Annotated in this window: 22 protein-coding genes; 9 read left to right on the top strand and 13 right to left on the bottom strand. The window is 50.4% G+C overall.

What is annotated here, in order from left to right; all coding sequences use genetic code 11:
* Positions 1 to 109 precede the first annotated feature (109 nt).
* Together ACFVYJ_RS08580 and ACFVYJ_RS08575 are read left to right on the top strand one after the other, a co-directional pair.
* On the top strand, positions 110 to 1939 hold the full coding sequence (locus ACFVYJ_RS08580; protein ID WP_419415090.1) for a PQQ-dependent methanol/ethanol family dehydrogenase: 1830 nt from the start codon (positions 110 to 112) through the stop codon (positions 1937 to 1939).
* A gap of 71 nt (positions 1940 to 2010) precedes the next feature.
* Positions 2011 to 2652, top strand: a complete 642-nt coding sequence (locus tag ACFVYJ_RS08575; protein ID WP_419415091.1) for a pentapeptide repeat-containing protein — start codon at positions 2011 to 2013, stop codon at positions 2650 to 2652.
* 24 nt (positions 2653 to 2676) lie between these two features.
* On the opposite strand, the gene ACFVYJ_RS08570 is transcribed toward ACFVYJ_RS08575, so the two are convergent.
* The 3 genes from ACFVYJ_RS08570 to ACFVYJ_RS08560 are packed head-to-tail and all read right to left on the bottom strand — an operon-like array spanning position 2677 to position 5327.
* Positions 2677 to 3321, bottom strand: a complete 645-nt coding sequence (locus tag ACFVYJ_RS08570; protein ID WP_419415092.1) for a response regulator — start codon at positions 3319 to 3321, stop codon at positions 2677 to 2679.
* Positions 3318 to 4643, bottom strand: coding sequence for an ATP-binding protein (locus ACFVYJ_RS08565; RefSeq protein ID WP_419415093.1), 1326 nt, complete (start codon positions 4641 to 4643; stop codon positions 3318 to 3320). The genes ACFVYJ_RS08570 and ACFVYJ_RS08565 overlap by 4 nt, the downstream gene beginning before the upstream one ends.
* A 24-nt stretch (positions 4644 to 4667) precedes the next feature.
* Entirely contained in the window at positions 4668 to 5327 is a 660-nt protein-coding gene (locus tag ACFVYJ_RS08560; RefSeq protein WP_419415094.1) for a response regulator transcription factor, read from the bottom strand.
* A 316-nt stretch (positions 5328 to 5643) separates the two neighbouring features.
* On the opposite strand from ACFVYJ_RS08560, the gene ACFVYJ_RS08555 reads away from it, so the two are divergent.
* The 4 genes from ACFVYJ_RS08555 to ACFVYJ_RS08540 all read left to right on the top strand — a co-directional run bounded on the left by ACFVYJ_RS08555 (position 5644) and on the right by ACFVYJ_RS08540 (position 9372).
* Positions 5644 to 6810, top strand: coding sequence for an ABC transporter substrate-binding protein (locus ACFVYJ_RS08555; RefSeq protein WP_419415095.1), 1167 nt, complete (start codon positions 5644 to 5646; stop codon positions 6808 to 6810).
* Between the two features lie 12 nt (positions 6811 to 6822).
* The gene (locus ACFVYJ_RS08550; protein WP_419415096.1) at positions 6823 to 7794 is read left to right on the top strand and encodes a YVTN family beta-propeller repeat protein; all 972 of its coding nucleotides are present in this window, start codon (positions 6823 to 6825) and stop codon (positions 7792 to 7794) included.
* 61 nt (positions 7795 to 7855) lie between these two features.
* A complete protein-coding gene (locus ACFVYJ_RS08545) occupies positions 7856 to 8587 on the top strand; it encodes an ABC transporter ATP-binding protein (protein ID WP_419415097.1) in 732 nt (243 codons plus the stop codon).
* Positions 8584 to 9372 (top strand): ABC transporter permease, encoded by a 789-nt coding sequence (locus ACFVYJ_RS08540; protein WP_419415098.1) that lies wholly within the window; start codon positions 8584 to 8586, stop codon positions 9370 to 9372. Before ACFVYJ_RS08545 ends, ACFVYJ_RS08540 begins: the two co-directional genes overlap by 4 nt.
* On the opposite strand, the gene ACFVYJ_RS08535 is transcribed toward ACFVYJ_RS08540, so the two are convergent.
* From ACFVYJ_RS08535 to ACFVYJ_RS08515, 5 genes are all read right to left on the bottom strand, one after another.
* Positions 9373 to 10557, bottom strand: a complete 1185-nt coding sequence (locus ACFVYJ_RS08535; protein WP_419415099.1) for an MFS transporter — start codon at positions 10555 to 10557, stop codon at positions 9373 to 9375.
* Positions 10558 to 10577: 20 nt separating this feature from the next.
* Positions 10578 to 11246: an ABC transporter ATP-binding protein gene (locus ACFVYJ_RS08530; RefSeq protein WP_419415100.1), complete on the bottom strand. Its 669-nt coding sequence runs from the start codon at positions 11244 to 11246 to the stop codon at positions 10578 to 10580.
* A complete protein-coding gene (locus ACFVYJ_RS08525) occupies positions 11243 to 12001 on the bottom strand; it encodes an ABC transporter permease (protein WP_419415101.1) in 759 nt (252 codons plus the stop codon). Before ACFVYJ_RS08525 ends, ACFVYJ_RS08530 begins: the two co-directional genes overlap by 4 nt.
* A complete protein-coding gene (locus tag ACFVYJ_RS08520) occupies positions 11998 to 12966 on the bottom strand; it encodes an ABC transporter substrate-binding protein (RefSeq protein ID WP_419415102.1) in 969 nt (322 codons plus the stop codon). Before ACFVYJ_RS08520 ends, ACFVYJ_RS08525 begins: the two co-directional genes overlap by 4 nt.
* 265 nt (positions 12967 to 13231) lie before the next feature.
* Entirely contained in the window at positions 13232 to 13897 is a 666-nt protein-coding gene (locus tag ACFVYJ_RS08515; protein ID WP_419415103.1) for a carbonic anhydrase, read from the bottom strand.
* Between the two features lie 511 nt (positions 13898 to 14408).
* Here ACFVYJ_RS08515 and ACFVYJ_RS08510 point away from each other — a divergent pair.
* Positions 14409 to 14993, top strand: a complete 585-nt coding sequence (locus ACFVYJ_RS08510; RefSeq protein WP_419415104.1) for a rhodanese-like domain-containing protein — start codon at positions 14409 to 14411, stop codon at positions 14991 to 14993.
* A gap of 111 nt (positions 14994 to 15104) precedes the next feature.
* The gene (locus ACFVYJ_RS08505) at positions 15105 to 15773 is read left to right on the top strand and encodes a response regulator (protein ID WP_419415105.1); all 669 of its coding nucleotides are present in this window, start codon (positions 15105 to 15107) and stop codon (positions 15771 to 15773) included.
* A gap of 63 nt (positions 15774 to 15836) precedes the next feature.
* On the opposite strand, the gene ACFVYJ_RS08500 is transcribed toward ACFVYJ_RS08505, so the two are convergent.
* Both ACFVYJ_RS08500 and nosP read right to left on the bottom strand, forming a co-directional pair.
* A complete protein-coding gene (locus ACFVYJ_RS08500) occupies positions 15837 to 18437 on the bottom strand; it encodes a NahK/ErcS family hybrid sensor histidine kinase/response regulator (protein ID WP_419415106.1) in 2601 nt (866 codons plus the stop codon).
* On the bottom strand, positions 18430 to 19578 hold the full coding sequence (gene nosP / locus ACFVYJ_RS08495) for a nitric oxide-sensing protein NosP (RefSeq protein WP_419415107.1): 1149 nt from the start codon (positions 19576 to 19578) through the stop codon (positions 18430 to 18432). The genes ACFVYJ_RS08500 and nosP overlap by 8 nt, the downstream gene beginning before the upstream one ends.
* Positions 19579 to 20017: 439 nt before the next feature.
* Here nosP and ACFVYJ_RS08490 point away from each other — a divergent pair, with 439 nt between their 5' ends.
* Positions 20018 to 21157: a porin gene (locus ACFVYJ_RS08490; RefSeq protein WP_419415108.1), complete on the top strand. Its 1140-nt coding sequence runs from the start codon at positions 20018 to 20020 to the stop codon at positions 21155 to 21157.
* A gap of 612 nt (positions 21158 to 21769) precedes the next feature.
* On the opposite strand, the gene ACFVYJ_RS08485 is transcribed toward ACFVYJ_RS08490, so the two are convergent.
* From ACFVYJ_RS08485 to ACFVYJ_RS08475, 3 genes are all read right to left on the bottom strand, one after another.
* Positions 21770 to 22465: an energy transducer TonB gene (locus tag ACFVYJ_RS08485; protein WP_463255154.1), complete on the bottom strand. Its 696-nt coding sequence runs from the start codon at positions 22463 to 22465 to the stop codon at positions 21770 to 21772.
* 29 nt (positions 22466 to 22494) lie between these two features.
* On the bottom strand, positions 22495 to 24831 hold the full coding sequence (locus ACFVYJ_RS08480; RefSeq protein WP_419415110.1) for a TonB-dependent receptor: 2337 nt from the start codon (positions 24829 to 24831) through the stop codon (positions 22495 to 22497).
* Between the two features lie 150 nt (positions 24832 to 24981).
* Complete coding sequence (locus ACFVYJ_RS08475; protein WP_419415111.1) at positions 24982 to 26865, bottom strand: alpha/beta hydrolase family protein; 1884 nt, start codon at positions 26863 to 26865, stop codon at positions 24982 to 24984.
* Positions 26866 to 26907: the final 42 nt, after the last annotated feature.

The raw sequence follows: 26907 nt of genomic DNA, 5'->3' as shown, positions 1-26907 counted from the left end.
AGGAATTGCTCCATTGTTGCTGACTTCAGTTCCCACCGAAAATAATCACAGCGGCCATGACCGCAAGCAAGATGAGTCAGATCGATTTTTAAACTAAGGATTAAAAACAATGACAACAAAAAGAAATAACCTGGGGCTGAAGCCACTTTGTACAGCAATAGGCCTCAGTCTGCTGACCGGCGCTGTAACAGCCAAACCGGTAACTTGGGATGACATCAAGAACGATGCAAAAACCGCAGAAGATGTACTAGGTTACGGGATTGGTCCTAAAGCACAACGCTGGAGCGACCTGACCGAAATCAACACCAAAAACATTGCGAAATTGACCCCGGCCTGGTCATTTTCTTTTGGCGATGAGAAACAACGCGGTCAAGAAACTCAGGCATTGGTTCATGATGGAGTGATATACGTCACCGCATCCTATTCACGAATTTTTGCCCTAGACGCAAACAGCGGTAAAAAAATCTGGGATTATTCCTATCGTTTGCCGGAAGATATTCGCCCTTGTTGTGACGTAGTGAACCGTGGTGCCGCCATCTTTGGTGACCTTGTGTATTTCGGCACTCTCGATGCAGCCATAGTTGCACTGAACAAGAAAACCGGCAAGGTCGTCTGGAAAGAGAAGTTTGCTGATCACACAGAAGGCTACACAATGACCGGTGCGCCTACGATCATCAGAGATCAGAAAACCGGCAAGGTGATGCTGATTCACGGCACTTCCGGCGACGAATTCGGCGTTGTCGGCAAACTGTTTGCGCGTGACCCCAAAACCGGTGAAGAGATCTGGATGCGGCCATTCGTTGAAGGTCATTACGGTCGACTGAATGGCAAGAAAAGCACATCAACCGGGGATCCTAAAGCACCATCATGGCCGGATGACCCGGACTCCCCAACCGGCAAGGTTGAAGCTTGGAGCCATGGTGGCGGTGCACCCTGGCAGTCTGCCAGCTTCGATATCGAAACCAACACCATCATCGTTGGTGCCGGCAATCCAGCGCCATGGAATGGCTGGGCGCGCACATCACCAGGCGGCGACCCCGCAGACTATGACAGTCTATACACCTCCGGCCAGGTGGCCGTAGACCCCACTACGGGCGAAGTTAAGTGGTTCTATCAACACACTCCCAACGACGCCTGGGACTTCTCCGGCAACAATGAACTGGTACTGTTTGAATACCAGGACGACGGAAAAACCATCAAAGCAACCGCACACGCGGATCGTAACGGTTTTTTCTACGTCGTTAACCGCGAAAACGGTGCCTTTATTCGCGGCTTCCCATTCGTCGACAACATTACCTGGGCTAAGGGCATTGACCCAAAAACCGGTCGTCCCATCGAAGTAGAAGGCCAACGCCCTCTGCCGCCAGAACCGGGGCAGGACCAGGGTCCATCTATCGAAGTATCTCCGCCATTTCTGGGCGGCAAAAACTGGAACCCAATGGCATACAGCCAAGATACCGGCCTGTTCTACATGGGTGCCAACCACTGGAAAGAGGATTACTGGACCACTGAAGTCCAATACAAACGCGGTGCGGCATACCTGGGCCAAGGCTTCCGTATCAAGAAAATGTACGATGATCACGTCGGTGTGTTGCGCGCAGTAGACCCCAAATCCGGCAAGATTGTCTGGTCACATAAGGAGCAGCTACCTTTGTGGTCTGGTGTATTGGCGACGAAAGGCGGCCTTATCTTCACCGGCACAGGTGACGGTTACTTCAAAGCGTTTGATGCCAAATCAGGCAAAGAGCTTTGGAAGTTCCAGACTGGCTCGGGCATCGTATCCTCACCAATCACCTGGGAGCAGAATGGGGACCAATACGTTGGCATCGCCAGTGGTTATGGTGGCGCTGTACCACTTTGGGGTGGCGACATGGCTGATCTGACCAAACCGGTTTCTCAGGGTGGTTCATTCTGGGTATTCAAACTACCAAAACACTGATCATTACAGACTGATATAGTCCAACCCGCACTCGAGCTATGCCTGAATGCGGGTTTTGCTTTGGGGACAATATGAAAAGAACATTATGGCTAGTAGCCGGTTTACTGTCACTGCCACTGCAGGCTGAAACACTGATCATCAATGGCTGCAAAATCGAACCAAATACCAAATGTATTAAGGCTGATCTGCGGAATGCTAATTTAATAAACACCGACCTGTCTGGTGCCGACCTGACAGGAGCCGACCTGACAGGTGCAGACCTACGTCATGCAAAGTTGAAACACGCCAAGCTAGAAGATGCCAATTTGCAAGGGGCCACGTTGGCCAGAGCAGACATGCGCCATGCATCAGTGCGTGGGGCTAATTTACAACAAGCGAATTTGGAAGCAATTAGCGGCTGGGCACTATTTGCCCAAGGCGCTAATTTTTATCAAGCAAACTTGCAAGGGGCCAACCTTGAATTTGCCCGTTTCAGCGGCGCAAAGATGCAGCAGGCTAACCTGCAGGCTGCCAATCTGGAAATTGCCTGGATGACCAAAGTTGACCTCACTGGCGCTAACCTGAAAAACGCTAACCTGCAGGAAGCCAAGCTCAATGCGTCTAGTCTGCAGGATGTCGACTTTACCGGTGTTCGCAAACACTATGCGACGTTCCAGGCTACTTTTATGGAAGGCTGTAAGGGCTGCCCGATTAACTGGTCCCCTCACAAATAGATGAATACTGAGCCCCACCGGGGCTCAGTGATGTTGATTCCCGATGCGAATTAAACCACCTTCCAGTGCCAAGTGCACCAGTTCGGCGATGGTATGAACCCCCAGTTTACTTTTTATTACAGTGGTGTGATTGGCCACAGTTTTACTACTGATACAGAGCTGATCAGCCACCTCTGCTGAACCCAGCCCCTTGGCTAACATGATAAAAATTTCCAACTCTCGCTGGGTCAGCTCACGTAGCTTATCGTCAATATGCGCAACCTGATTCATTGCCAGCTTCATCGCCAGTTCATGCTCAACATAGAACTGTCCGGACATCACCTTTTTTACCGCATCCACCAGGACTTCAGGGCGACAGTTTTTGCTGATATAGCCTCTTGCACCACTTTCCAGCGCTTTTTTCACCAGGGGCGTCTCGTCATACATACTAAAAAACAGCACATTACTCTGAGGAAAGCGTTGCAATAAACGTTTAGTTGTCTCTATACCACTAATACTTTTCAAGCCTACATCCATGATCACTAAATCAGGCAACAAGCGAGGGTACAAACTGAGCAACTCCTCTCCGCTTTCTGCTTCCGAAACACTGCAGTTATCCACCATGCTACTCAGCAAGCTGGTATAGCCCTGCCGCACAACCGCATGGTCATCTACGATCACAATTTTCATTCCACTGCTCCCTGTGCCACCGGCAGTCTAAGCTGGACACAGGTGCCACCTTCCGGCCGGTTTTCAATTGTAATTGAACCGTTAATATATGCCGCGCGCTCCCGCATGGAGCGGATACCCACGCCGACAAGGCGGGTAGTTTCATCGATGCCACACCCGTTATCGCAGATGCGCAGTTGCAAACCTTCGGCAATATTCAAGAGACTCAGTGACACTTCCGAAGCACCGGCATGACGTGCAACATTGTGCAATGCCTCCTGCACTATTCGATAGATATGCGTATTTACCACATCCGACAATTCCGGCAGGTCTGTTGTCAGCTCCATCTGTACCTCATGACGATGCGTTTCCGCCCAGCCTTCAACCAGCGTGCTGATCGCTTCTCTTAGCCCCAACTGCTCAAGTATCACCGGGTGCAGTGAGCGAATAAGCTGGCGGAAACTCACCTGCACCGCTTCACAGTTTTGGATTATCTGCTGACTCACCCGCTCAATCATGTCAGGTTTATGCTGCAACTGACTGACCAGATAAGCCTGCGCCCGAATACCGGTCAGATACTGGCCAAGGTCATCGTGCAGTTCACGAGCAAGGTGCGCGCGTTCGGTCTCCTGCAGGTTCATCAATCGGTTCGTCAACGCCCGGTTTTCCTGCTCAACTTCCTGCAGCTCACCCGCCATCTGGTTAAAGTGTTCTGCAATCTGATTCACTTCACGAATTGAGTAGTGGCGCAGGCGGGCATCATAATGACCCAACTTAATCTCACCCAACGCAGACAGCAGGTCCGCAACCGGTTTCAGACCAAATTTTACGCCAAGGAAGATCGCCAGGTTGGAGAGCAATGCGGCAACCAGGAACAGAAACAGAATCTGCTTGGTCGACTCCCAGACCTCTGCCAGTTCATCGGCAATATCAGCACGCAGGCGCAGCGCGCGGCCATCCGGCAAATAGCGTAAATAATATCGGTCTTCAAGATTTTCGATCCCTGGAATTACCCCTGTGAACCAGGTCGGCACATCCAGTTCCAGCGCCTTAGACAACCGACGTGCTTTGAGCACGTCCGGGTCAATGGTAATGCCGGTATACTGGTCCGGGTCCTCTATTACCTCCAGATGCACATGGCGGATATGCCCTTCCAGCAAACTGTCAATGAGGTCTGGGTAATTACCCACCACCCCCAGCAGTTTCTGCGTAAAGCCGACCCCGGATGTAACCTCACGGGCGATATCTTTGGATGCCTGCTGCAGCATACTCGACAGCGTAACCCCCAATGCTATTGTGAACAGCAGGGTCACTATCAGAATTAATCGCAGCACAGCACTCATGTGGTATCGCTTCCTTAAACAACGCTATGCGTGATCGCCATCACCAAACCGTGGCGGTAATTTAACAATGCCTGCATCTATGCCAAAGTGAACCAGTGCCGCCGTTGAACTGATCCCCAGTTTAGTTTTTAGCAAAGTAATATAGTTAGAAACTGTTTTGCTGCTGATCTCGAGATGCTCGGCTATGTGCTGGGTACTTTCTCCTTTCACCAGCATTACGAATACTTCATATTCCCGCTGTGTCAGTTGCCGTAACCGATCTTCGTGGTCACGGTTATTGGATGACGCCAGCTTCATCACCAGATCGTACTCAATAAATACTTCACCACGGGTGAGTGCCGCCACCGCATCCAGCAATATTTTTGGCGATCCCGATTTGCTGATATATCCCATGCCACCCGCATCCAGCGCATGCTTCACCACTGATGCTTCGTCATACATAGAGAAAAACAGAATACGTGGCTTTTCTGCCAGATCACGAATCCGACCGGCCGCTTCTATACCGCTAATACCGGGCAAGTTGATATCCATGATGATGATATCCGGTTTCGATTCACGGCACAGTTCCACCGCTTCTTCACCGCTGCCTGCTTCAATAATTTCACAACCATCCAACATACCTGCCAAGAGGCTTGCATAACCCTGGCGAACCACTGCATGATCATCCACGATCAGTATTTTCAACGTCGTCACTCCTGATTCTGTTCGCAACCTTTATATTGTGCGAAAGTATCGAAAAAGGCTCAGCTGTGCTATCAATGTTCGCGCAGGATAAGCTGCGGAACTTAAGTCGCCAGCATGACTCTACTGTACTCAGATCGCCATAGTGCCTGTAAACAGTGCTAATGGCCATGCATTTGCCATAGCCGATCATGCTAGCGACGGGCTCGGGTAAGGGTATGCTACTTAGGAAGTATTTGATTTCTACTTTCTACATATTCCGTACCCTGGATTTGCCCCTTATGCTGATAAAAATAACAACTTAAACTGAAAATCTAATATGACATTCAAACGTACCAGACTCGCTGCCGCCCTGCTGGCCGGCAATCTACTGGCAGCAACGGCACAAGCCAATATTGATGTTCAGGTTAGCTATCTTGGGCAAGTTATCGATTATGGCCCTGTACTGTCCAACCTATTCCCAGAGCCTGAAGATACCGGCATTCGAGGCGCAGAACTGGCCGTTACCGACAGTAATACCACCGGTAAATTTCTCAAACACCACTACAGTTTTATCTCTGCTGTTGATACCGATCCGGCCAAGCTGATTGCATCAGCCAAGCAGCAATATGCCAATGGAATTCGTTATTTCGTCGCCAATATGCCGCGCGATACACTACTGCAGCTACAAGCAGGGCTGGGGCAAGACGCTGTAATATTTAATGCTGGCAGTTACGACGATGTGCTGCGTAATCAGGACTGTCGCCGCAACATTTTCCACACTCTGCCCAGTAGAGCGATGCTCACCGATGCTCTGGCGCAATGGCTGAAGGCCCGCCGCATTAGCAAGACATTGCTGATTACCGGTAGTCGGCCCGAAGATCAGGCATACGCTGATGCCTTCAAACGCGCCAGTAAACGTTTTGGTATCAAGATCGTGGCGGAGAAAGCCTGGACCTTCGACACTGACATGCGCCGTACGGCACAGAGCGAAATGCCGCTGTTTACTCAAGCAAAACAATACGACATCGTCATCACCGCGGATGAACGCGGCGATTTTGGTGAATATGTACTGTATAACACTTGGTATCCGCGCCCAGTTGCGGGCACCCAGGGGCTTAAACCTGTCGCCTGGCATCCAGTGATCGAGCAATGGGGAGCCGCACAGCTGCAAAGCCGGTTCGTTAAACTCAGCAACCGTCGTATGAACGCGGTCGATTATGCCTCTTGGTCTGCTGTGCGAAGTGTCGCTGAAGCAGTTACCCGCATCAATAGCGCCGATGCCACCGCAGTATTTGACTACATGACGGGCGAAAACTTTGAACTGGCCGCCTTTAAGGGCCGCAAAATGGACTATCGCAGCTGGAACCATCAATTACGTCAGCCCATACCGTTGATTCATCCACGATCCGTGGTATCTCAGTCTCCTCAAGTGGGATTCCTGCACCCAACCAACGAGCTGGACACACTGGGCTATGACAAACCAGAAAGCCGCTGCAAATTTTAACGAGGACTATTCATGAAACTGAACACTCTGCTTAAACCCGTCGCTGCAGCTTTGCTATTGAGTGCCAGTCTGGCACAGGCAGAAGTCGCCTACGTATCAAATGAGAAAGATGATTCCCTGTCATTAATTGACTTGAGCACATTGGAAGTCATCAAAACTATCGACGTTGGCCAGCGGCCCCGCGGTATTATCTTCTCCAAGGATTACAGCAAACTGTATATCTGTGCTTCAGATTCCGACACTGTGCAGGTGATGGATACCAGCACGCATAAGATTATTGCTACCCTGCCCTCCGGTGAGGACCCAGAGCAGTTTGCCCTGCACCCGAATGACCGCCATCTATATATCGCCAATGAAGATGATGCACTGGTAACGGTAGTTGATACCGAATCACATGCAGTGCTGGCCCAGATTGACGTGGGTGTAGAGCCAGAAGGCATGGCTGTCAGCCCGGATGGTTCTGTTGCTGTAAACACCAGTGAGACCACTAACATGGTGCACTGGATTGATACCACCAGCCACGAGTTAATCGATAACACCCTGGTGGACCAGCGGCCACGCCATGTCGAATTCAACAAATCAGGCACTCAACTGTGGGCCAGTTCTGAGATTGGCGGCACGGTTTCCGTAATCGACACAACAACCCGCAAAATCACCAAAAAACTTCGGTTTGAAGTCAAAGGCGTTCATCCCGACAAAATTCAACCGGTCGGTATCCAGCTAACCAAAGATGGCAAATATGCCTTTGTTGCCCTCGGCCCATCTAACCATGTCGCCGTGGTAAACGCGCAAACCTTAGAAATTGAAGACTATATCCTGGTTGGCCGCCGTGTCTGGCACATGGCCTTCAACAGCGATGAAAGCCTGCTCTTGACGACAAATGGTATCAGCGGTGATGTTTCGGTGATCGATGCCAAGGCACATAAACCGATAAAAACCATCAAAGTGGGTCGTTACCCATGGGGGGTTGTGGTAAAACCCTGATAACTAAACACAACAAACACCGGCCTGCCCTGCAGGCCGGTCTTTTATTGGGCAGCTTTTAATGAGTATTGAAGTCAACCATATCAGCTTTCGCTACGGTACCAAGCAAGCGCTAAAGGATGTCAGCTTCAGCCTGGACCGTGGCGGATTTCATGGTCTGCTGGGCCCCAATGGTGCCGGCAAATCTACCCTGTTTGCTTTGCTGACAAGGCTCTATGCCTTGCAACAGGGCGAAATCACCATACACAACCAGAGCATCCGCAAACAGCCTGCTGAAATCATGCGCAGGATTGGCGTGGTATTTCAGCAAAGCACGCTGGACCTCGACCTGACCGTACGACAAAACCTGCTTTACCATGCATCTTTGCATGGCATCTCAACCTCGGCGGCGAAACCTCGCATCGAGCAGGAGTTAGCCCGAATGGAGATGCTGGAGCGAGCCGATGAAAAAGTACGCGGCCTGAATGGTGGCCACCGTCGCCGAGTAGAAATTGCCCGCGCCCTGCTGCATCAACCCAACATCCTTTTATTGGACGAACCTACCGTAGGGCTAGACCCACAGACCCGTCGGGCACTGAACCAGCATGTGCGCAAACTCTGTGCGGAAGACCATTTGACTGCGTTATGGGCAACCCACTTGATGGAAGAGATCAAGCCGGATGATCCGGTTATCTTATTACATAAAGGAGAAGTGATGGTCGATGACAAAGCCAATCACTTACTGGAACTGTCAGAACAAACCGACCTGACAGAAGCCTTTCACACACTGACAGGCGTAAAGGAGACGGTATGACACTCAGCAGTAGTTGGCATTGTTTTAAAGGCATCTTAGTCCGCGAATTTCTGCGCTTTGTGCAGCAACGCTCCCGCTTTTTAAGCGCTCTTATCCGCCCCCTGCTCTGGCTTATCGTCTTTGCGGCGGGCTTTCGTGCAGCATTGGGCATTGCGATCATTGAGCCTTATGAGACCTACATCACCTATGAGGTTTATATCGCCCCAGGCCTTTGCTGCATGATTCTGTTGTTTAACGGTATGCAGAGTAGTTTATCCATGGTGTATGACCGTGAAATGGGTAGCATGCGAGTGTTACTGATGAGCCCACTGCCTCGACCATACCTGCTGTTGTGCAAAATGGTGGCTACCGCGCTGATTTCATTAACCCAAGTCTATGCGTTTCTGCTGATTGCCCTGACGGTTGAAGTACAACCACCCCTGATAGGTTACCTGACTGTACTACCAGCACTGATGTTGGTAGCACTGATGCTGAGCTCGCTGGGACTACTGCTATCAACCCGGATCAAACAGCTGGAAAACTTCGCCGGCGTCATGAACTTCGTCATTTTCCCTATGTTTTTCCTGTCCTCAGCACTGTACCCCTTGTGGAAGATGCAGGAAGCCAGTGAATGGCTGTACTGGCTCTGCCAAGTGAATCCATTTACCCATGCTGTCGAGCTGGTTCGCTATGCCCTGTATATGCAACTGAATACAGATGCCATGATGATTACAGCTGGCGCAACACTGGTATTCAGTGCTGTCGCCGTCACTGGCTTCAGCCCACAGAAAGGTGGCCGTGGCTAATTATGCTACCTCATGCTCAGTCTGCCGCTGCAACCAGCGCAGGCTGAGCATACCCAGTACCGGACCAGGTACAAACAACCACATAATCCAGGCAATCGGAACGTCTGATAGCAGCATGGCACTGAGCTGAACAGATACCATAGAGATAGAAAAACCTACACAGTTAATCATGGTTAAGGCGCTACCCACCACTGCGGGAGGAGCGGTCTGTGCTGACAATGCGGAAAACTGTGGCGAATCACCAACAATAGTGAAACCCCAGAACCACCAGAACAACAACATTACCCAAAGCGGTAAATTAAAGGCCAGGGGTGAAAGCAGGCAGCATAATCCTGATCCCAATAACATGTAAAAAGCCACCCGGCGACTACCAAACTTCACCGACCAGCGTCCCCCGGCAATACAGCCAAACAAACCGGCCGCAATCACGGTAAAAGACCAAAAGGCGATGTTGAGCGTCTGCCCATGATTAACGGCCCAGGCTTGCAACCAGAATGGCACCAGAGCCCAGACAGCGTAGAGCTCCCACATATGACCGAAATAGCCACCTGCGGATGCACGTAAGGGTTTATGCTGTAATGCCACCCAGAGGTCACGTAAACTCAGCGCCTTACCTTGGTGCAGCGCAGGCCCGTCCGGCACGCCCAATAAGATCAGCCACCCCCCAATAAAAGCCGCCAGACTGACCGAATAAATTACCGGCTGCCAACTGGAAAACTGCAATGCCGAGACAAAGTGCGGAGACGCGGTACCCAGGGCTAAGGCACCCACCAGATAACCCAGCGCCCTGCCCAGCCCTTCCGGATACCAGCCCGTGGCTATTTTCATACCAACCGGATAAACCCCCGCCAGCATCATGCCGCCCAAAAACCTTAAGACCACAACCTGCTGTAAGTTGTCAGCCCACAGCGCAATACCCAGATTAGCCACCGCACTGCCGGTCGCACACACAAAGAATAAATACCGCGGGGAGATACGGTCAGCCAACGCCAGCAGCGCAAAGAGCAATGCGCCACAGATGAAGCCAAACTGCACTGAGTTGGTCAGTGGTGCAACGGCGCTATCCGCTAACTGCCAGGACTGCTGTAGCAGGGGCAGAATGGCATTACCGGCGAACCAGGTCGATGTGCCCAGAAACTGAGCCAGGATAATTAAGGGTAATATTCGCCGGGGCCGTTGTTGCATTACCCGCTCCTTAAGAACAGCTAAGCGACTGTACTGAACTGCTCGTGCAGTTTCTGATCCAGCATATCGCGAGACAGTTCCGTGCTGCTGGCACTGAATACCAGTTGCGCCGGACGACCACCCAGTACGGAGATGCGATCCCCCATTTCCAGCGCCTCATCCAGGTCATGAGTTACATAAATCAAACAGCGTGTCGGATGATCACAGACCAGGCGTTTAATCAGTCGCCGCATCTGCGCTGCTGTCGGGGTGTCCAGCGAGACCAGTGGTTCATCCATCAATACCAGCTCAGGCTCAACCAACAGGCAACGTGCCAGCGCCGCACGCCGCGCCATGCCCAGCGAAATACGCGATGGATAAAAATCTGCGTAATCTTTCAGGTTAACCGCATCCAGCATCTCTTCCACCGCCGCGTTATCATCTTTGACCAACAAAAGATTCTCGCGCAGGGTACGCCATGGCAATAAACGGGGTTGCTGGAACAGATAACCGATCTGCGGTTTCTCTCCCTGCCAAACCGTTTTCACGCCATCCACATCAAGGTCCGCCAGAATATTCAACAGCGTCGTTTTGCCAAAGCCCGACGGACCGATCAAACAGTGGCTCTCGCCAGGTTGCAACGACAGGCCTATTTCGCCCAGTACGGCCTGACCATCAAAACTGCGGCCGGGAATTTGCCAGTTAATCATGCTGAAGCCCCTTTCTGCCAACGCCCCGCATAACGATCAAGAGGCTGCAAAATAAACCACTCAATCAATTGCACCACGCCAATAAATGCAAAGCTGTATGCGAGAATGGTTGCCACATCAAACAACTGGAACGCCAAGTGCAGCTGAAAGCCAACCCCTTCTGATCGACCCAGCAACTCAACTACAAGGACAATTTTCCAGATCAGCGCCAGACCACCCCGGGTCGCCACCATGACATAAGGGAAAAGCTGCGGCCACCAGAGGTGCTGCAGTCGCTTGCGCCATGAAAAATGATAGGCACGCGACATCTCTTCCAGTTCCGGATCAAACATCCTCGCCCCCTCACGCAGGGTCACGGCCACATTGGGAAGTTTATTGATGATCACCGCTGCCACAGCGGCGGTCTCAACCAGACCAAACCAGATGTAGAGCAAAATAATGACCACCAATGCTGGAATGTTAAGCAATATTATCAACAAAGGATCAAGGATTCTGTTACACAGGGCAAACCGCCCCATGGCAACCCCCAGGCAGATACCAAGGAACATGGCGGCACAGAAACTGATCACAACACGTTGCAGAGTGATCAGCAGGTTAGGCAGCAAACGGTCTTGCTGCCATTCAATCATGATCTTGTCCGCCACATGCTGCGGCCCTGGCAACATTGGGTTCTGTAACCACAATGCAGCCAGATACCAACACAACAGCAAGACTGCTATGGCAAGCAGCTGATCTCTAAGTCGGCTGGTTGTCATAGTGTATTCCGATAAAATACCGCTGGATCCAGCTGTTCACCCGACGGGTTAGGATCAAGGGAGTCAATTAAGCGGTAGAACACCTGTGCATCGTCAACCTGCTGCTCAGATAAGACACCGGGAGTACCCTGCAAATACCCTGCCTTCAACGCCTGAAAAATCTCTTCACTTTCCGCATTCATCAGGGGGCGAATCTCTGCCCACTCTGCATCATCGGCTGCCAGCCGTTGCTTAGCCTCGGTAATTGCAGCAGCAAAACCAGCTACTGCAGTTGGCGACCGTTGGGCAAAGTCCGCATTAAAAAGATACCCCAGAATGGGCAGGCCTGACTTCATGCCCAGATCATGCATCAGCTGCTGCATGCTCACCATAGGCTTGTAGCCCTCTGTTTCAAGGCGGGCACCGTAATGCCAAAATGTCGCCAGTAGATCTACCTGGCCACGCCTGAGCGCCTGGCTGAGTAATGGAGGTGCTCCAAACTGAATTTCTGCTTCCTGCCGCAGATCGACACCCTGGGCTTTTGCGGCAGCCTGGAGCAAGACCCAGCTCTTGTTCATGGGGCCGCCGGCAACACCAATTTTTTTACCACGCAGGTCGGTCAAAGAGGTGATTTTGCTATCAGGCGGTAATAGAACGCTGCCAATCTGACTGGAAAATGGGATAAAACGCAGGTTTGCTCCGGCATTGTTACGCTTGCCCGCCCAGAGCCAGTCTGAGACCACCAGATCTGCGCCGCCGCTGGTTAAGGCCAGTTTCGCTGCAGAGAGGCTGGCCATTTTTTGCATTTCCAGTTTAAAGCCGTGGGCCCGGTCTATCTGTTGATTGAGTATGTACTGCAGCTCCCAATTCACCGTGCCCGACTGTAAAACAGCCACCCGTACGACTGGCAACTGACTAGCCGCTGACACCTGAACCGAAAACAGCACAAGCAACAAAACGAAATACCGCATAACAACAAGTTTCATAACATACCCGGTTGTGATTATTTTTATATTGGTGCCATGCGATCCTAAATGAACGAACCGCTAAGGTCAGACGGCCTTACTGCACCGTATTGAGAATAAGTACTGTGGCACGTAAATCTGACTTACGTTCCATAAAAAGACACGTTACCAAAATACGAGGCTGACCGCAGGCTAAAAATACTACTTTCGAACTAGCATAACGGGCCATTAGTAGTACCGCCACACCCGTGGCGGTACTTAGCCAAAATAAAGCCGAAACAATCGCTTATGTAGAGAGTTGCGAAATAATATCCGCATAGTGATCAGAAAAATCCTGGAAGGCGTCGTCATGGTGGCCACAGCAGCTAATCCGGCCAGATTTAATATCATAAACCCAGCCATGAATTGACAGTTTGTTGGTCGCTAATTTAGCCGCTACCACAGGGTGCGTGCGCAGATGCTGAACCTGCTGCAGCACATTCTGCTCAATAGCTTCATTCAAGAATTCTGGGGCAACGCACTGATCCCCTGGTAAGTTGTTTCGTTCACGCACAATTTCCATGGCGGAGCGGCAATGGCCCAGCCACTCTTTTACATGAGGTAAGCCTTTCAGGGCACTCAAATCCAGTGCACCTTTTATGGCCCCACAATCAGTGTGCCCGCAAACGATAATATTACGCACACCTAACACTGCCACAGCATATTCAATAGAAGCCGTCATACCACCGGTTTCATTGCTATGCGGAGGAATAATATTACCCGCATTGCGGCAGATAAAAAGATCACCCGGATTGGAGCCCGTCAGCAAGTTGGGGTCTATTCGTGAATCAGAGCAAGTGATAAATAACACATCCGGATTTTGGCCCAGGTCCGCCAATGTACCGAATAGATCCTTACGCTCTGGATAGATCTCACGCTTAAATGTCAAAACACCCTGAATAATCTGTTCCATTCTACATGCCTGTCCTGTTCAAAAAGCTGCTGCAGCACCTACACGGCGCCCACGGTGCGCATACTAGGAGTATTTATCCGTTCATTTCAACTAAAACCTCATCAGGCGCAGACGAATCAGCGTTGTTCGCCCGTACCACCTGAAACATCCGGCGATATTAACACGCAGCTCCCGCCCCAGTGACCTAGTGTCAACCACCAGTACCTGCCAGAATTGAGAAGCCTGCCATGCCCCACTAACGTAACCCGGTATTCAAGTGTACCCTGTACGCGTGTCAAGACGACTGCCAGCCAGTAAATTATCAGTGGCACACTTGATTGACTGGATACAACAGACCTCTGAGCACTGAAAACCATCCTGCACCGGCTTACAGAATTTGGTCCAACACCACCTATACTGGCTGGAAACGTGATAATTCATACTTAAGGTCCCGCTGTTTGAATCGATAGTAGAATTTTTAGCCAACCCCACACAGGGTGTAATACCAACATATTTATATGGGCAGTTTAAGATGCGTTACCTGTTATTGCTGATTGTGCTCAGCCCATGGACACTGGCCGGTCCTGGTTCACAGGCACTCACAGAGGAAAACACCCGCTGGCCTGGCGTAACCGACGAAAATTTTGAGCTGTTCAGCTTTGATGGATATCGGTTGTTTCGCTATCGCAGCCCAACCCCTCAAGGCAGTGATTACGCCACAACAATTAATACCTTGCAGCTACAGCGGCTACTGCAACAAGATCCAAAGCCCGCACTGTTGGATGTACAACCCATCCCATGGAACGGCGTATTTATTCAGCAAAAACCGCGCTTACACTTGCCGGGCAGCATGTGGCTGCCCAATGTTGGGCAAGGTGAACCTGAGGCACGGTGGCTGGAGTATTACCGTAAAAACCTTAAACAACTATCAGGGGGTGACAAACATTATCCACTGGTGATTTACTGTACCGCAGATTGCTGGATGTCTTGGAATGCTGTAAAACGAGCAGCATCACTAGGTTACAGTAATATTTTTTGGTATCGCAATGGCACAGATGGCTGGGTCGAACATGACTTACCGCTGGAGCTAGCAGAGCCTGAATCTTTCCCGCCCTGACCGAGTCCTGCGGGGAATGGGAAATTTCCGGATTCCAAGCTCGAACAATGACAAAGTAGCCCAAGGCACGCATAATTAGGCTATATAACAAAAACTTGCTGGAGAGAGATCGTGTATAAAATCCTCATAGCCGATGATCATCCACTGTTTCGTGAAGCAATAATCAGTGTTATCCAAAACAGTTTTCCTGGCTGTGAAACCCTGGATACAGAAGATCTCGAAAGTGCTCTGGCCATTGCCCAAAAAGAAGAAGAGCTGGATCTGATCCTGCTCGACCTCAATATGCCGGGCATGAACGGTCTCAACGGCCTGATCACCCTGCGCAATGACATGCCAACAGTGCCTGTCGTTATTGTCTCAGCTGAAGAAGACAAACAGATCGTACTGCAGGCCATCACCTATGGTGCTGTAGGCTTTATTACCAAATCGTCTCCGCGGGAGCAGATGACTGAAGCGCTGGAGCAAATTCTAGCCGGTAACGTTTATCTGCCTTCAGATATCATTCGCGCCAGTCAGGTCGACAGCCGACGCAACCAGCGCAAAGACGATAACCAGATCCCACCTGAACTGCTTTCATCCCTGACCCGGCGCCAGTTGCTGGTATTGGAGCGGATGTCAAAGGGTGAATCTAACAAACAGATCGCTTACAACCTGAATATTGCAGAAACCACTGTCAAAGCGCATGTGTCGGCAATTCTGCGTAAGCTCGGGGTGCACAACCGGATACAGGCAGTTCTGTCTGCAGGCAACATAGACTTCAATGAATACCTGAAACGCTAACAGCAACGTTGAACCATAAAAAACCGGGTTACCCCGGTTTTTTATGCCTGATACACTCAGAAATTAGCGGTTAAAGCCCTTCTCCAGCATATGTGTCAGGGTGGTTTTAAGCTTAAGCGGTTTGACCGGTTTATTGATCATAAGGAAACCAAGGTCACGAATCTCCTGATTCAACTCCAGACTGTAGTTCGCAGTAATCATCAGTACCGGCAGTTGATCACCTATTTCTGCTTTTACTTGTCGAGCGGCATCCAGCCCATTCTCGCCGTCATCCAAATGATAGTCAGCAATCAACAGATCTACCGGATCTTCAGACATATCAACTTTCTGCCTTAGATCCTCTACAGACAGGCCCGTAACCACATTACTGCCCCAACCCTCGAGCAACAGTTTCATACCGTCACAGATCGCCTGGTCATTATCAATCAGCCAGATATTAGCATTGACCAGATGCTCAGCCAGTACAGGCATGCGCGGCCCCATTGGCACCGCTGGTGTCAGCTCACCGCCCATTGGCACTTCCACTGAGAACATTGAGCCCTTACCTTCAATAGAACTAACAATGATATTGTGGCCCAGTACCCGAGAAATTTTATCGACAATTGCTAAACCCAGCCCCAGGCCTTTATCCTGGCCTGCCTGGGGTTTTTTCAAGCGTTTGAATTCCTGAAAAATTTCAGTCAATTTTTCTTCTGGTATCCCCGGTCCAGTATCCCAGACCTGTATAGAAAGAACGCCCTGACGACGACGGCAACCCAGCAGAATTCGTCCCTCCTGGGTATAACGCATGGCATTAGTCAGGAAATTACGCAGAATACGCGCCAATAGCTGCGAGTCGGATTTCACCACGCAACTGCTACCCACGTAATGGAATTGCAACCCCTCCGCCCCCGTCAGGCGACTGAACTCCGTTGCCATGGTTTCCAGCAGCCGTTGCACATTGAATGGCACAATATCGGCCTTAACCACCCCGGCATCCAGCTTCGAAATATCCACCAGGGTCCGCAGCAGCGATTCCACGTCGTCCAGCGAGTTGGATACCGACTGTACCAGCGGCTCTACACTCTGGGTACGGATTTTGTCATGCAATGCCGCCGAAAATAAGCGTGCGGCATTCAGGGGTTGTAACAGGTCATGGCTAACTGCAGCCAGGAATTTAGTTTTCGATAGGTTGGCCACTTCCGCTTCCTGCTTGGCTTCCCTGAGGCGCGCTTCAACCTCTGCACGCTCGCCAATTTCGGAGCGCAACTGATCATTCAAGGTAAGCAGCTCGGTCGTACGTTCTTCAACCCGCTGTTCCAAAAGTTGGTGAGACAATTTAAGTGCTTCAGCCGAACGGCGTCGTTCAGTAATATCACGAATCATGACAAAAAAACCGTCCGACTCACCCTGGGCACCTACATTAGCCACATACGATTTCAGCATGTAACGCTGCTCACCCCGAGCATTATTCTGCCACACTTCAAAAGTGACACTTTCCCCGGACAATGCTTTTTCTACATAGGGTGACAGCTGCGCAAACTGCCCATCATCGTAGGCATCATGAATACTCTTGCCATTCAGAGCCCCTCTGGGCAGGCCAAACCATTCGTCATATACCTTATTGGTAAAGCGGTATACCAGATCCTCACCAAGATAGGCGATCATCGCTGGCACGTTATCGGTAATCAAACGAATCCACTGCTCACTTTCCCGCAGCGACTCTGCATAGCGGTGCCGCTCAGTGATGTCGGTATAGGTGTTAACAAACCCTCCCTCCGGCATCGGGTGGGTGCGTACTTCAACCACCTGGCCTTTATCACTGCGCTGCTCAGACGCCAGCACTTCACCCTGTTGCGCGGCGGTGAGGGCATGCTGCAATATTGCCTGATTGTCCAGCATCAGAGCGGCAAAGGGTGGGTGATTATCCAGCTGGTCACGACCAACGCCGGTCAACTCAATAAACCGGTCATTCCACAAGTCGACAGACCCTTCGGGATTCACCAGCACAACACCCTGCGACAGGTTATCCACGGTACGCTGTAGTAACTTAGTTTTTTCCGCCAGCGCATATTCACGCTGGGCGGTTTCGCTGGCCTTGAGTGCGGTAATATCGGTGTAGAGAATAACCAGGCCATTATCCTGAGTTTGACGCTCACTCATCTGCACCCAGCGGCCATCGGCGAGTCGGTAGACCTTGCTGGCTGAGTCTGTTGCCGGATACTCTTCAACAATCAGGCCACTTTCCTTAGCCAGGCGGGATATATCCTGAATGGTTGTACCGGTTTCGATACTCACTCCTGTAGGACGCCAGACGTCAACAAACTTACTGTTAAACAGAATAATTCTGCTCTGATCGTCAAACAGGACAAACGCATCAGATATACTTTCTATCGCGTCCACCAGGCGCTGATTCGCCAATGCTGCCTGTTCATTCGCGCTTTTCAGGGCGTAATGGCTTATTTTCAGCTCAGATAACACCCGGTTAAGCGCGTCAGTTCTCTCCCGCACCTGCTCCGCCAGAATCACTGAGTGCTCAAACGCAGAATAGGGGTTAGTCCCCTGGGTACTGCTGGAAGACTCAACCCGTTCAATTAACACATGGTTAATTTTCAGAAGTTTGGCATTTTCCTGCTCAAGTGACTCAATACGCTGCAGCAGTACTTCCTGATTCTGCTCAGTCATGACGACGTTTTCCTATTGCCACAGCCGTAAAAGTTTGATTAATATGCATCCCCGCTAGCTGCTCGCCATAGGTATTGAAGCCAATCACACGATTGCGTACATACACATCGCACACTTCTTCGCTAAAACCTGATAACTGCGCCTCCAACCGGCGCAAAAAGCAATCACAACCAATAATGATTTGCGGCTCACCGATCGAACCCCGAATCTGTGTCAGTTTGTGATTGAGGTTATCCAACATACCTTTTGGTTCCATGACTGTCAGTACAATACCGTTCTCTACAGCGCAGTAAAATTTCAGGCTCAGATCATCCCCTACCTGCTGTATCGAGCGCCCAAAATATTCATCACCCAGTTTTACCGCCAACGGGTTGAGCGCAAATACATCAGGGGTCAGTTGGTCAAGTTCAAGCCCGGTAACACGTGCATACTCAAGCGCAGCAGGCTCTGCATTCAGTTCAAACACACAGCGACTCGTGGCATCAGCTCTCGTCACCACCAGCTTTTCCGGCTGCCTTTGCAGGTGATGTGTACTGAACACTTCGAATTCAAAACAGGTATTTACCAGCATCACCACGGCCGCATCGGTATGAAACGCGCCTTTGAAAAACACATGGGTTTTTGCCAGATGGATATCGTCGCCTGCAGAACCACCAAAGTTAGGGATACTGCCAAGGGCAGAGTTCAGGTTCATCAATACCATCTCTTCCTGAATGGATAAGCCATCCAGCAAGGTCAAAGCAAAGGTATTGCCTTTGATCTCTGCCACTTCATGCTCACAGCAACTGTGAATCAGCTGATCAACCAGAGTTTGTGCATCGGTCAGGCTGAAGTCATCAAGACACTCTATAGAAGCAGCCTCAATGGCAAAATCGGTACTATCAAAACCGATGGCCGTTATACAACCCTGACCATAGCCGTCGGGGGTCAGCTCTCCTGCAGTGGTGCAACCCACCACGACCATGTCGGCAAGATGAACATTGATCGCGTCTGCCAGGGCAGACAGGTCATATTCCGCCGAACAGAAGAACAGAACAAATGAGATCCCCGGATCGGTAAACTGCTCTCTTAACTCCCGAGCAGCCACTTCGGGAACCCGGCTATAAGAAACCACTGCCTTGACAGAGTGAGGATTGTTCACGCTATTGCTCCGTTATTTTAATTATATTCGGACAACCAAAGATCGATCGGCGAAATGACACATAGACGAACTAGCATAACAGCCTGCCAACCCTACTGAAAAATACAAACCTGCATAAAATCACTGTAACCAAGAAAATTTTTGAACTAACGTAAACCTTCCCGGTCTAGGTATTTCAATAGACCCACACTATTCTGCAACTGCAGCGAAATAAAACATTATTGTGCGGCGCACAATAAAGCAGTACTTATGCATTAATACTGGTATTAGTATTTACTAATCAATACCGGCCCTCCCTATTTGCTAGGCCTTTCCTACAAAAAGTCTTACAGCTCTAAGGTTTAAGTAAAACCCTACCGTGGCTGAATACTTGATTTTGCGTGCTTTTTTGATAATCGACCCCAACGTTAACAACAAAACCGAAACAATCGGGGGCGACATGAAAAATAACAAGGCTAAATTGCTAGCTGCTGCAGTTGCGATGGGCATTTCTGCTCAGGCGAGCGCTGCAATCGAGTTGTACAACACTGACGGCACGACTTTCTCTGTTGATGGTTACTTCAACACTTTCTACGTGCACTCCAGCACCGATGACGAAACCGGTCTAGGCGTTGACCGTGATCAGTCCCGTGTAAAAATGGGCTTCCTGCCTAACTACATCGGTTTTAACTTCAGTAAGCAGATTGATGACCTGACAATTGGCGGTCGTTCTTCTTTCTGGGTATCCATCAACGATTCCGACGCAGTCCGAGCTGACGCACAGGGCCGTGGCGAGTCTCTGGGTACTGATTCCGGTATCGACGTTCGTCAGTTCTACGCTACTGTAGACGGTTCTTTCGGTCAGGTTCTGGTTGGTAAAGATTTCGGCCTGTTTGGTCGCGCTATCATCTTGGGTGACGAGTTGCTGATTGGTTATGGTCAGTCTTCTGACACTCTGGGTCTGATCGATGGCGGTAACGTATCCTTCGGTAACATCGGTTCAGGTTATACCTATCCTTTCCCGAAAGCGCAGATTACATACCGCTCTCCGGTAAATAACGGTTTCCAGTTTGCCATCGGCGCAATGGATCCTAACAAACAGCTTGCTGGCAATTCAGAAGAATCTGCTCCTCGCTTTGAAACTGAGCTGACTTATACTAGCGATATGTTTTCTGCTAACCTGAGCGGTCTGTTCCAGTCTTCTGATGACACTTCTGGTGCTGGCGAAGATGTTGATACAACTGGCTTCGCTGGTGGTATTAAAGTGAAAGCTGGTGGTTTCGCACTTGGCCTGTCTGCTACTCACACTGAAGGTACAGGCATCGCAGGTTTGGATACTCTGATCGTATCTGAAGACGTAGAAACTGATAGCTACCTGGCTCAGCTTTCTTACACCGCTGGTGCAACCCGTTTTGTACTGTCTTACGGTGAAAGCGAAACTGATAATGGTGTTACCTCTAGCGACTACGAAAATACTGCAGTTGGCATCTTCCACTCTGTAAACAGCAATCTGATTCTGATTGGTGAATACAACATCACTGAAGTTGAAGATGTAGAAGAGAACGACACTATCGCACTGGGTGCTGTAGTAACTTTCTAATCAGTTTCTGTTAAGGATCTGATAATTGGCCACGCACTGCCCCCCCTTCGCAGTGACGTGGCCTTCTTTTATCTAACCTAAATCTGACCACTCCTTCCTACCGACTTACCGACTTACCGACTTACCGACTTACCGACTTACACAGCATGTTTGCACATGCCTATCACTACCCTGCTCACCTCATCAATACCTGTTCTTATCTCTGCTATTCAGCAACGCCGATAACGTCTTAAAAGCGCACTAGCCCGCCCGCAGCAATGATCATCGTCATGATTAGCCATTAACTGGCGTCAGCATAACGCGAATATATTGGCCATGAACAAAACCTGAGCGCCCACCGCACACCCATCACCATACAGATGATCTCGGAGCAGTGCCTTGCAGCGAAAAACAGACAAAAAAAAGCCTGCTAGGCAGGCTGTAATATGACGGTTAGAGCTCTTAGATAGATAACTCAAGTGCCAGAGTGGATATACACAAAGGACTGGCAGGTCCTGAGTAGGTCAATTGTGCTAAATTCATGGTTGAATTGCGATTCTGCAACAGAGCTATATAGCCTTATACTTTAGGCCGTAGGCAAATGACCAAGCCTTTTAAGCTTTCAGCACAGGTTTAACGCAGCTTGAAGTTGACCGGCACTTCTACCCAAGCAGCAACCGCTTTGCCTGCATAACGGGACGGAACAAAACGCCACTTTGTCACCGCTTCTAGCGCCGCTTGATCCAGCACTTCATGACCACTGCTCTGCTGAATAATCACCCGCTGGTTAGCGCCATCCGCACCGACCAGGACCCTGATCATAACCATGCCCTCCAGTTTTCGGCGTAACGCCTTTCGCGGATACTCTGGAGCCCTGGGACTCTCTCGGTACTGTGGGCTGCGAACCACTTCCTTAAGCACGCCATTAATCAGCGGCGATGATTTATTCAGCGTCGACTGAGGTTTTGGTTCCGGTTTTGGTTTTGGTTCCGGTTTTGGTTCCGGTTTTGGTTCCGGTTTTGGTTCCGGTTTTGGTTCCGGTTTTGGTTCCGGTTTTGGTTCCGGCTCTGGTTCCGGCTCTGGTTCCGGCTCTGGTTCCGGCTCTGGTTCCGGCTCTGGTGCCGGCTCTGGTTCCGGCTCTGGTGCCGGCTGAAGCTCTTCTGGCGTGTCTGATTGACGTAAAGTCACATCAACAGTTCTGGTCAGTAACACCGGCTCCAATTGAGGCTCAAGCGGTTTATATAACCAGTAAACAGCCAAAACAAAATGTGCCAGCAATGAAAAAATCAAAGCTGGCACAAAGAAGGAGATGGAAATGCTACGCATCATGCAGCATTTCCGTTACTGCATAAGCTGAATCAGAAGCGAGCACGCAAACCGATAACACCGGTACGTGGCTTACCCGGGCCGACAAAGCGTACTTCGTCATCGTAATCACTGCCCAGCACTTCTTCTGCTTCACCATAGACACCAAAGGTTTCGTATTCTTTATCAAAAAGGTTGTCTATCTTAGCAAAAAGCTCAACATTTTCAGAGAGTTTGTACTGACCTCTGAGGTTAATGACAGCAAAGCCATCCAGCTTGTCATCATCGTTGGCTTCATCACCGCGGAAGAACTGACTGCTCTGATAGTTAACCTCCACACCCAGATCCAGTGCCGAAGTAACCGTCCAATCTGCCACCAGTTTAATTACATGCTGCGGCAATCCCGGAATATCATCGCCTTTATCAACCTGGCGATCACCACCTAACGGATGGTTAGGGCTAAAACTGGTGTAAGGTGTGCGGAATGTTGCTTCCAACCAGGTATACGACAGACCCAATGACAGATTGTCATATTGCTTCTGAGCGGCCAGCTCCAAGCCTAGACGGCGTGTTTTGCCCACATTGGCAAAGTAGCCTTCTGACGGACTATCACCTGCCTGCTGGAAGATAATGTCATCGTGGTTCATGGTATGGAAGATACCCGCATTCCACTGATAATCCGCCTGATTGCCACGCACACCCACTTCAACTGTTTTGGCAACCACCTGCTCCAACGGCGGATCAGAGACAAAGCCGTTTGGCAGTTTGCATGGATCATCTGGGTCAGCACAGCTCAGCTCCGCCGGAGTTGGCGCACGCGACGATTCGCTATAGCTGGCATACCAGGAAGTCTGATCATTCGGATTCCAGGCCAAGCCAACCGCCGGATTGAAGCGGTTAAAGCTATGACTGCCATCCAGTGAACCCTCACCGTCTTCCAGCAAATCTTCCATCTTCACCCGAGTACGGCTGTAACGACCGGAAAATGTCAGATCCAGCGTATCATTCAGAGCCAGGGTATCGGTGAAAAACAGGCCAATATTATACTGTTTGGCATTCAATCGAACCTGGGATTCAACATCATACAAGCCGATGCCACTGACACCACGGTCATCAGACAAGCTGTCATTACGCAGTACCGCAAACTGGGTATCCGAGCGGAAATCGATATCCGCCGCATCATAGTTGAAGCCAACGGTCAGCTGATTTTCTTTGCCCATCAGGTCATTCAGGAACGTAAGCTGAGAGGCAAGACCCATGCTTTCCTGCTCAGTGCTGGAGGTATTCAAAGTACCGTCCAACTCATCCGGGTCCAGGGTCGGATCAATCTCTTCCAGAGTCATGCTGCCGTAACCGGCAAACTCAACCGGTTCCAGCGACATTGGATCGTCTTCATCGCCTTCACACAGGGTTTCGAAACCACCATCATCACACTCTTCATAGTCACTATCGTCACCATTCAGAGTGTTAATTTTGTTATCGCGATAATACAGCGTCCCTGACACCTGGACGTTATCATTCAGCCAGGCATCGCCCGCCAATGAGAGCAAACGCAGTTCTGTCTCAGTCTGGTCAGGTTGGGTGTAAATGGATTCACGGCCTTCATTTTTCAGCAGCAGTTCCGGTGCAGCACCATTACCAATCAACTGGTTATCATTTGCTGCGGCGGTCAGTTCCAGGCTACTGTCTTCGCCACGCCAGCTCAACGTCGCCAGGCCCTGCTTGACCTCACTTGGGGAGTAATCGCGCCAGCCATCTTCCTCATAATAATTGCCGATCACGTAGTAACCGATCTGACCATCATTACCGCCAGTTTGCGCCTCCAGATTAAAACGACCATCTTCGCCAATCGAGGTTTCAATCTGACTGCCCGGATTATCAAAACCATTCTTGGTTTTGATCGACAATGCACCACCCAGGGTATTCTGACCAAACACCGGGTTTGAGCCAGCAAACAGATTGATAGAGTCAATTGCCCCTTCCGGCAGCAGATCCCAGTTGACCGTATCGCCAAACGGCTCATTGAAACGGATACCGTTAACATAGACGGACAAGCCCTGCGGCAAACCCAGCAAAGGGGATGCTGTAAAACCACGGTATTGTACATCTGGCTGGTAAGGGTTATTTACCGCCTCATTAATGGTCACACTAGAGAAGTTATTGCGTAGGTGCTCTGCCAGGTTGAGCGCCTGACCTTTTTCTAAATCTTCGCTGGTCGCAGTCTGAACCGCAGCAGCCACGCGTTTTTTCTCCAAACCTGCACCATGCAATGGTGTGGTACCGATCACGGTCACCCCTTGCAAACGGGTCACGTCTTCTGCCATAGCAGCACTCGGCATCACCAAGGCCCCGGCTATCAGGGGCAACCATATATTCCTATTCTGACTCATAATCGATCCATTATTATTGTTACAGCAAATTTCAATGCCACAGCGATGACAGGTTGATAATTTTGACACGTAAGGTCACGCCTGACTTTGCTACCTGAGTGCAAAATTTCTGCAGCTTCTTCCCGATAAAATACGGGAAAAGTTCCCGGCTTATTTGGGTAGGATATAAGCCTGGTAGAACTTCAATTCCCGTTGCAACACCTTGATTAGATTGTCCGGCTGGCGAAAGCCATGCCCTTCCTCAGGGAAATAACACTCCTCAACCGGTATGCCAGCATTGCGCAAAGCCGACACCATCTGCCGGGTTTGCTCGGGCACCACCACCGGGTCCTGACCGCCCTGAAAGAAAATCACTGGCGCTTTAATCTTATCCACCTTGCACAGCGGAGAAACTACAGCATATTGTGCCTGCCCAGTCTGTGGATCGGCGATTAACCAGTCCAAATAATACGACTCAAACTTGTGCGTCACCTTACCTAGGGCAAGCGGGTCAGTGACCCCATAAAGACTGGCACCGGCGGCAAAACAATCCAGCTCACACAAGGCATTCAGAGCACTGTAACCACCTGAGCTGTTGCCGCGAATAAAGATCGCTTGCGGATCTACTTTACCAGCGACAATAAGCTGACTCACTGCTAGGCGAATATCCTCAATTTCCACCTGCCCCCATCGGGCCGCTAATGCCAGCCGATAATCACGTCCATAATTACTGCTGCCGCGATAATTAAGATCAAGCACAGCAAAGCCGCGCTGAGTCCAATACTGCAATTTGAGATTCAGCACCGGATAGGTTGCCGCAGTCGGACCACCATGCAGAAAAATCACCAGCGGCGGTGCTGAATCATACGCTGCATACCGGCTATTTTTAGGTTTGTACAGATAGCCATAACAGCGAGATTGGTCATCTGCAAATACCTCTGGCTCGGGTAGAGAACATTCAGATGTTATGAGCGGCATCTCGCCACCTGCCAAGTGTTGAATGCCGTTTTTACTATCCAACAACAATACTGCGGGTAAACGCTGTGCTCCGGCCGCAATCAACAACGCCTGATCATCAGCCACCACCAAATGACGCACCGAGTTAAAGCCTTCTATCGGCAAGTCGTTTTGATCTACCAGCAACCTGCTGCCGGCATGCTGAAAAGCCATCGTGAGCCAATGGCCTGATGAGCGATAGCCATAATGCCGAAAGCCGCTCTGCCAAGGCGCGTTGATACAATCCGCCGCCTTTATGGGGTCATCTAACAACGGTTGCGGACGCACGTGATCAGCCACAACCTGGTGCACTTGCCAATAACCCGTTTCATCACTGACTAGATACAGCGTGCCATCATCACGAAAGTAAGGCTGGGAAAGAGCTACGTCTGAGGTTGAGCCAGTAACAGCGTGAAGTATAAGGATGTCACCACTGACAGTCAGATCAGCGCGGAAACAGCAGGTGTTTAACCAGGGTTGTACAGGATGATTCCAGACAATAAATGCTAATTGTTCACCACTGGCAGATAACGTGGGATAGGCATAGAAATCATGGCCCTGATGTAATGGGGTAATAACTCCGGTCAACAGGTCCACTGCCACCAGTCGATTGTCGACTCGGCCTGACAGGTGGCACTCTTCAACACAGATAAGGCGCTGGCGACGCTGATCATACACTGGCTCTATGAAGCGACTGCGCTCTGCACACGTGAGTTTGCGCGGCGGCTCCACCTTGGGCAATACGGTCTGATGATACAACTGCTGGTCTGAAGCGTTGACAAATACAACCGCCTGATCACCAATGAAACACCAGGCCTGCCCTCCATATTCATGCACACGACTACGAACACTAAAACCGCTGGGTGTCAGGCATTCGGTGATTCCTGCGTAGCAGCGGTACAGCAAGTTACGCCCTTCGGCTTCAGGCTCATACGCCACCCAGTAAGGCACACCTTCAGGGCTTAAACCGGGCTGGGAAAACTCAACAGAACCCGCGATAACAGTCTGCTCGTCCAGAGCAGACTGCCAGAAGCCGGGCTGCTCTGGAAAATCAGTCATAGTGTACACAGGAAGCAGGGCTGCGGACGGAGTGCCCGCAAT

This window comes from Pontibacter sp. JAM-7 (assembly GCF_048548695.2).
Taxonomy (GTDB): domain Bacteria; phylum Pseudomonadota; class Gammaproteobacteria; order Pseudomonadales; family Balneatricaceae; genus Neptuniibacter.
This window is presented reverse-complemented; position numbering and strand designations above follow the sequence as displayed.

Bases quoted from the DNA above. Each gene is read 5' to 3' on its own strand.
- ACFVYJ_RS08580 (WP_419415090.1), top strand. From the start codon at position 110: ATGACAACAAAAAGAAATAACCTGGGGCTGAAGCCACTTTGTACAGCA.
- ACFVYJ_RS08575 (WP_419415091.1), top strand. From the start codon at position 2,011: ATGAAAAGAACATTATGGCTAGTAGCCGGTTTACTGTCACTGCCACTG.
- ACFVYJ_RS08570 (WP_419415092.1), bottom strand. From the start codon at position 3,321: ATGAAAATTGTGATCGTAGATGACCATGCGGTTGTGCGGCAGGGCTAT.
- ACFVYJ_RS08565 (WP_419415093.1), bottom strand. From the start codon at position 4,643: ATGAGTGCTGTGCTGCGATTAATTCTGATAGTGACCCTGCTGTTCACA.
- ACFVYJ_RS08555 (WP_419415095.1), top strand. From the start codon at position 5,644: ATGACATTCAAACGTACCAGACTCGCTGCCGCCCTGCTGGCCGGCAAT.
- ACFVYJ_RS08550 (WP_419415096.1), top strand. From the start codon at position 6,823: ATGAAACTGAACACTCTGCTTAAACCCGTCGCTGCAGCTTTGCTATTG.
- ACFVYJ_RS08545 (WP_419415097.1), top strand. From the start codon at position 7,856: ATGAGTATTGAAGTCAACCATATCAGCTTTCGCTACGGTACCAAGCAA.
- ACFVYJ_RS08540 (WP_419415098.1), top strand. From the start codon at position 8,584: ATGACACTCAGCAGTAGTTGGCATTGTTTTAAAGGCATCTTAGTCCGC.
- ACFVYJ_RS08535 (WP_419415099.1), bottom strand. From the start codon at position 10,557: ATGCAACAACGGCCCCGGCGAATATTACCCTTAATTATCCTGGCTCAG.
- ACFVYJ_RS08530 (WP_419415100.1), bottom strand. From the start codon at position 11,246: ATGATTAACTGGCAAATTCCCGGCCGCAGTTTTGATGGTCAGGCCGTA.
- ACFVYJ_RS08525 (WP_419415101.1), bottom strand. From the start codon at position 12,001: ATGACAACCAGCCGACTTAGAGATCAGCTGCTTGCCATAGCAGTCTTG.
- ACFVYJ_RS08520 (WP_419415102.1), bottom strand. From the start codon at position 12,966: ATGAAACTTGTTGTTATGCGGTATTTCGTTTTGTTGCTTGTGCTGTTT.
- ACFVYJ_RS08515 (WP_419415103.1), bottom strand. From the start codon at position 13,897: ATGGAACAGATTATTCAGGGTGTTTTGACATTTAAGCGTGAGATCTAT.
- ACFVYJ_RS08510 (WP_419415104.1), top strand. From the start codon at position 14,409: ATGCGTTACCTGTTATTGCTGATTGTGCTCAGCCCATGGACACTGGCC.
- ACFVYJ_RS08500 (WP_419415106.1), bottom strand. From the start codon at position 18,437: ATGACTGAGCAGAATCAGGAAGTACTGCTGCAGCGTATTGAGTCACTT.
- ACFVYJ_RS08490 (WP_419415108.1), top strand. From the start codon at position 20,018: ATGAAAAATAACAAGGCTAAATTGCTAGCTGCTGCAGTTGCGATGGGC.
- ACFVYJ_RS08485 (WP_463255154.1), bottom strand. From the start codon at position 22,465: ATGATGCGTAGCATTTCCATCTCCTTCTTTGTGCCAGCTTTGATTTTT.
- ACFVYJ_RS08480 (WP_419415110.1), bottom strand. From the start codon at position 24,831: ATGAGTCAGAATAGGAATATATGGTTGCCCCTGATAGCCGGGGCCTTG.
- ACFVYJ_RS08475 (WP_419415111.1), bottom strand. From the start codon at position 26,865: ATGACTGATTTTCCAGAGCAGCCCGGCTTCTGGCAGTCTGCTCTGGAC.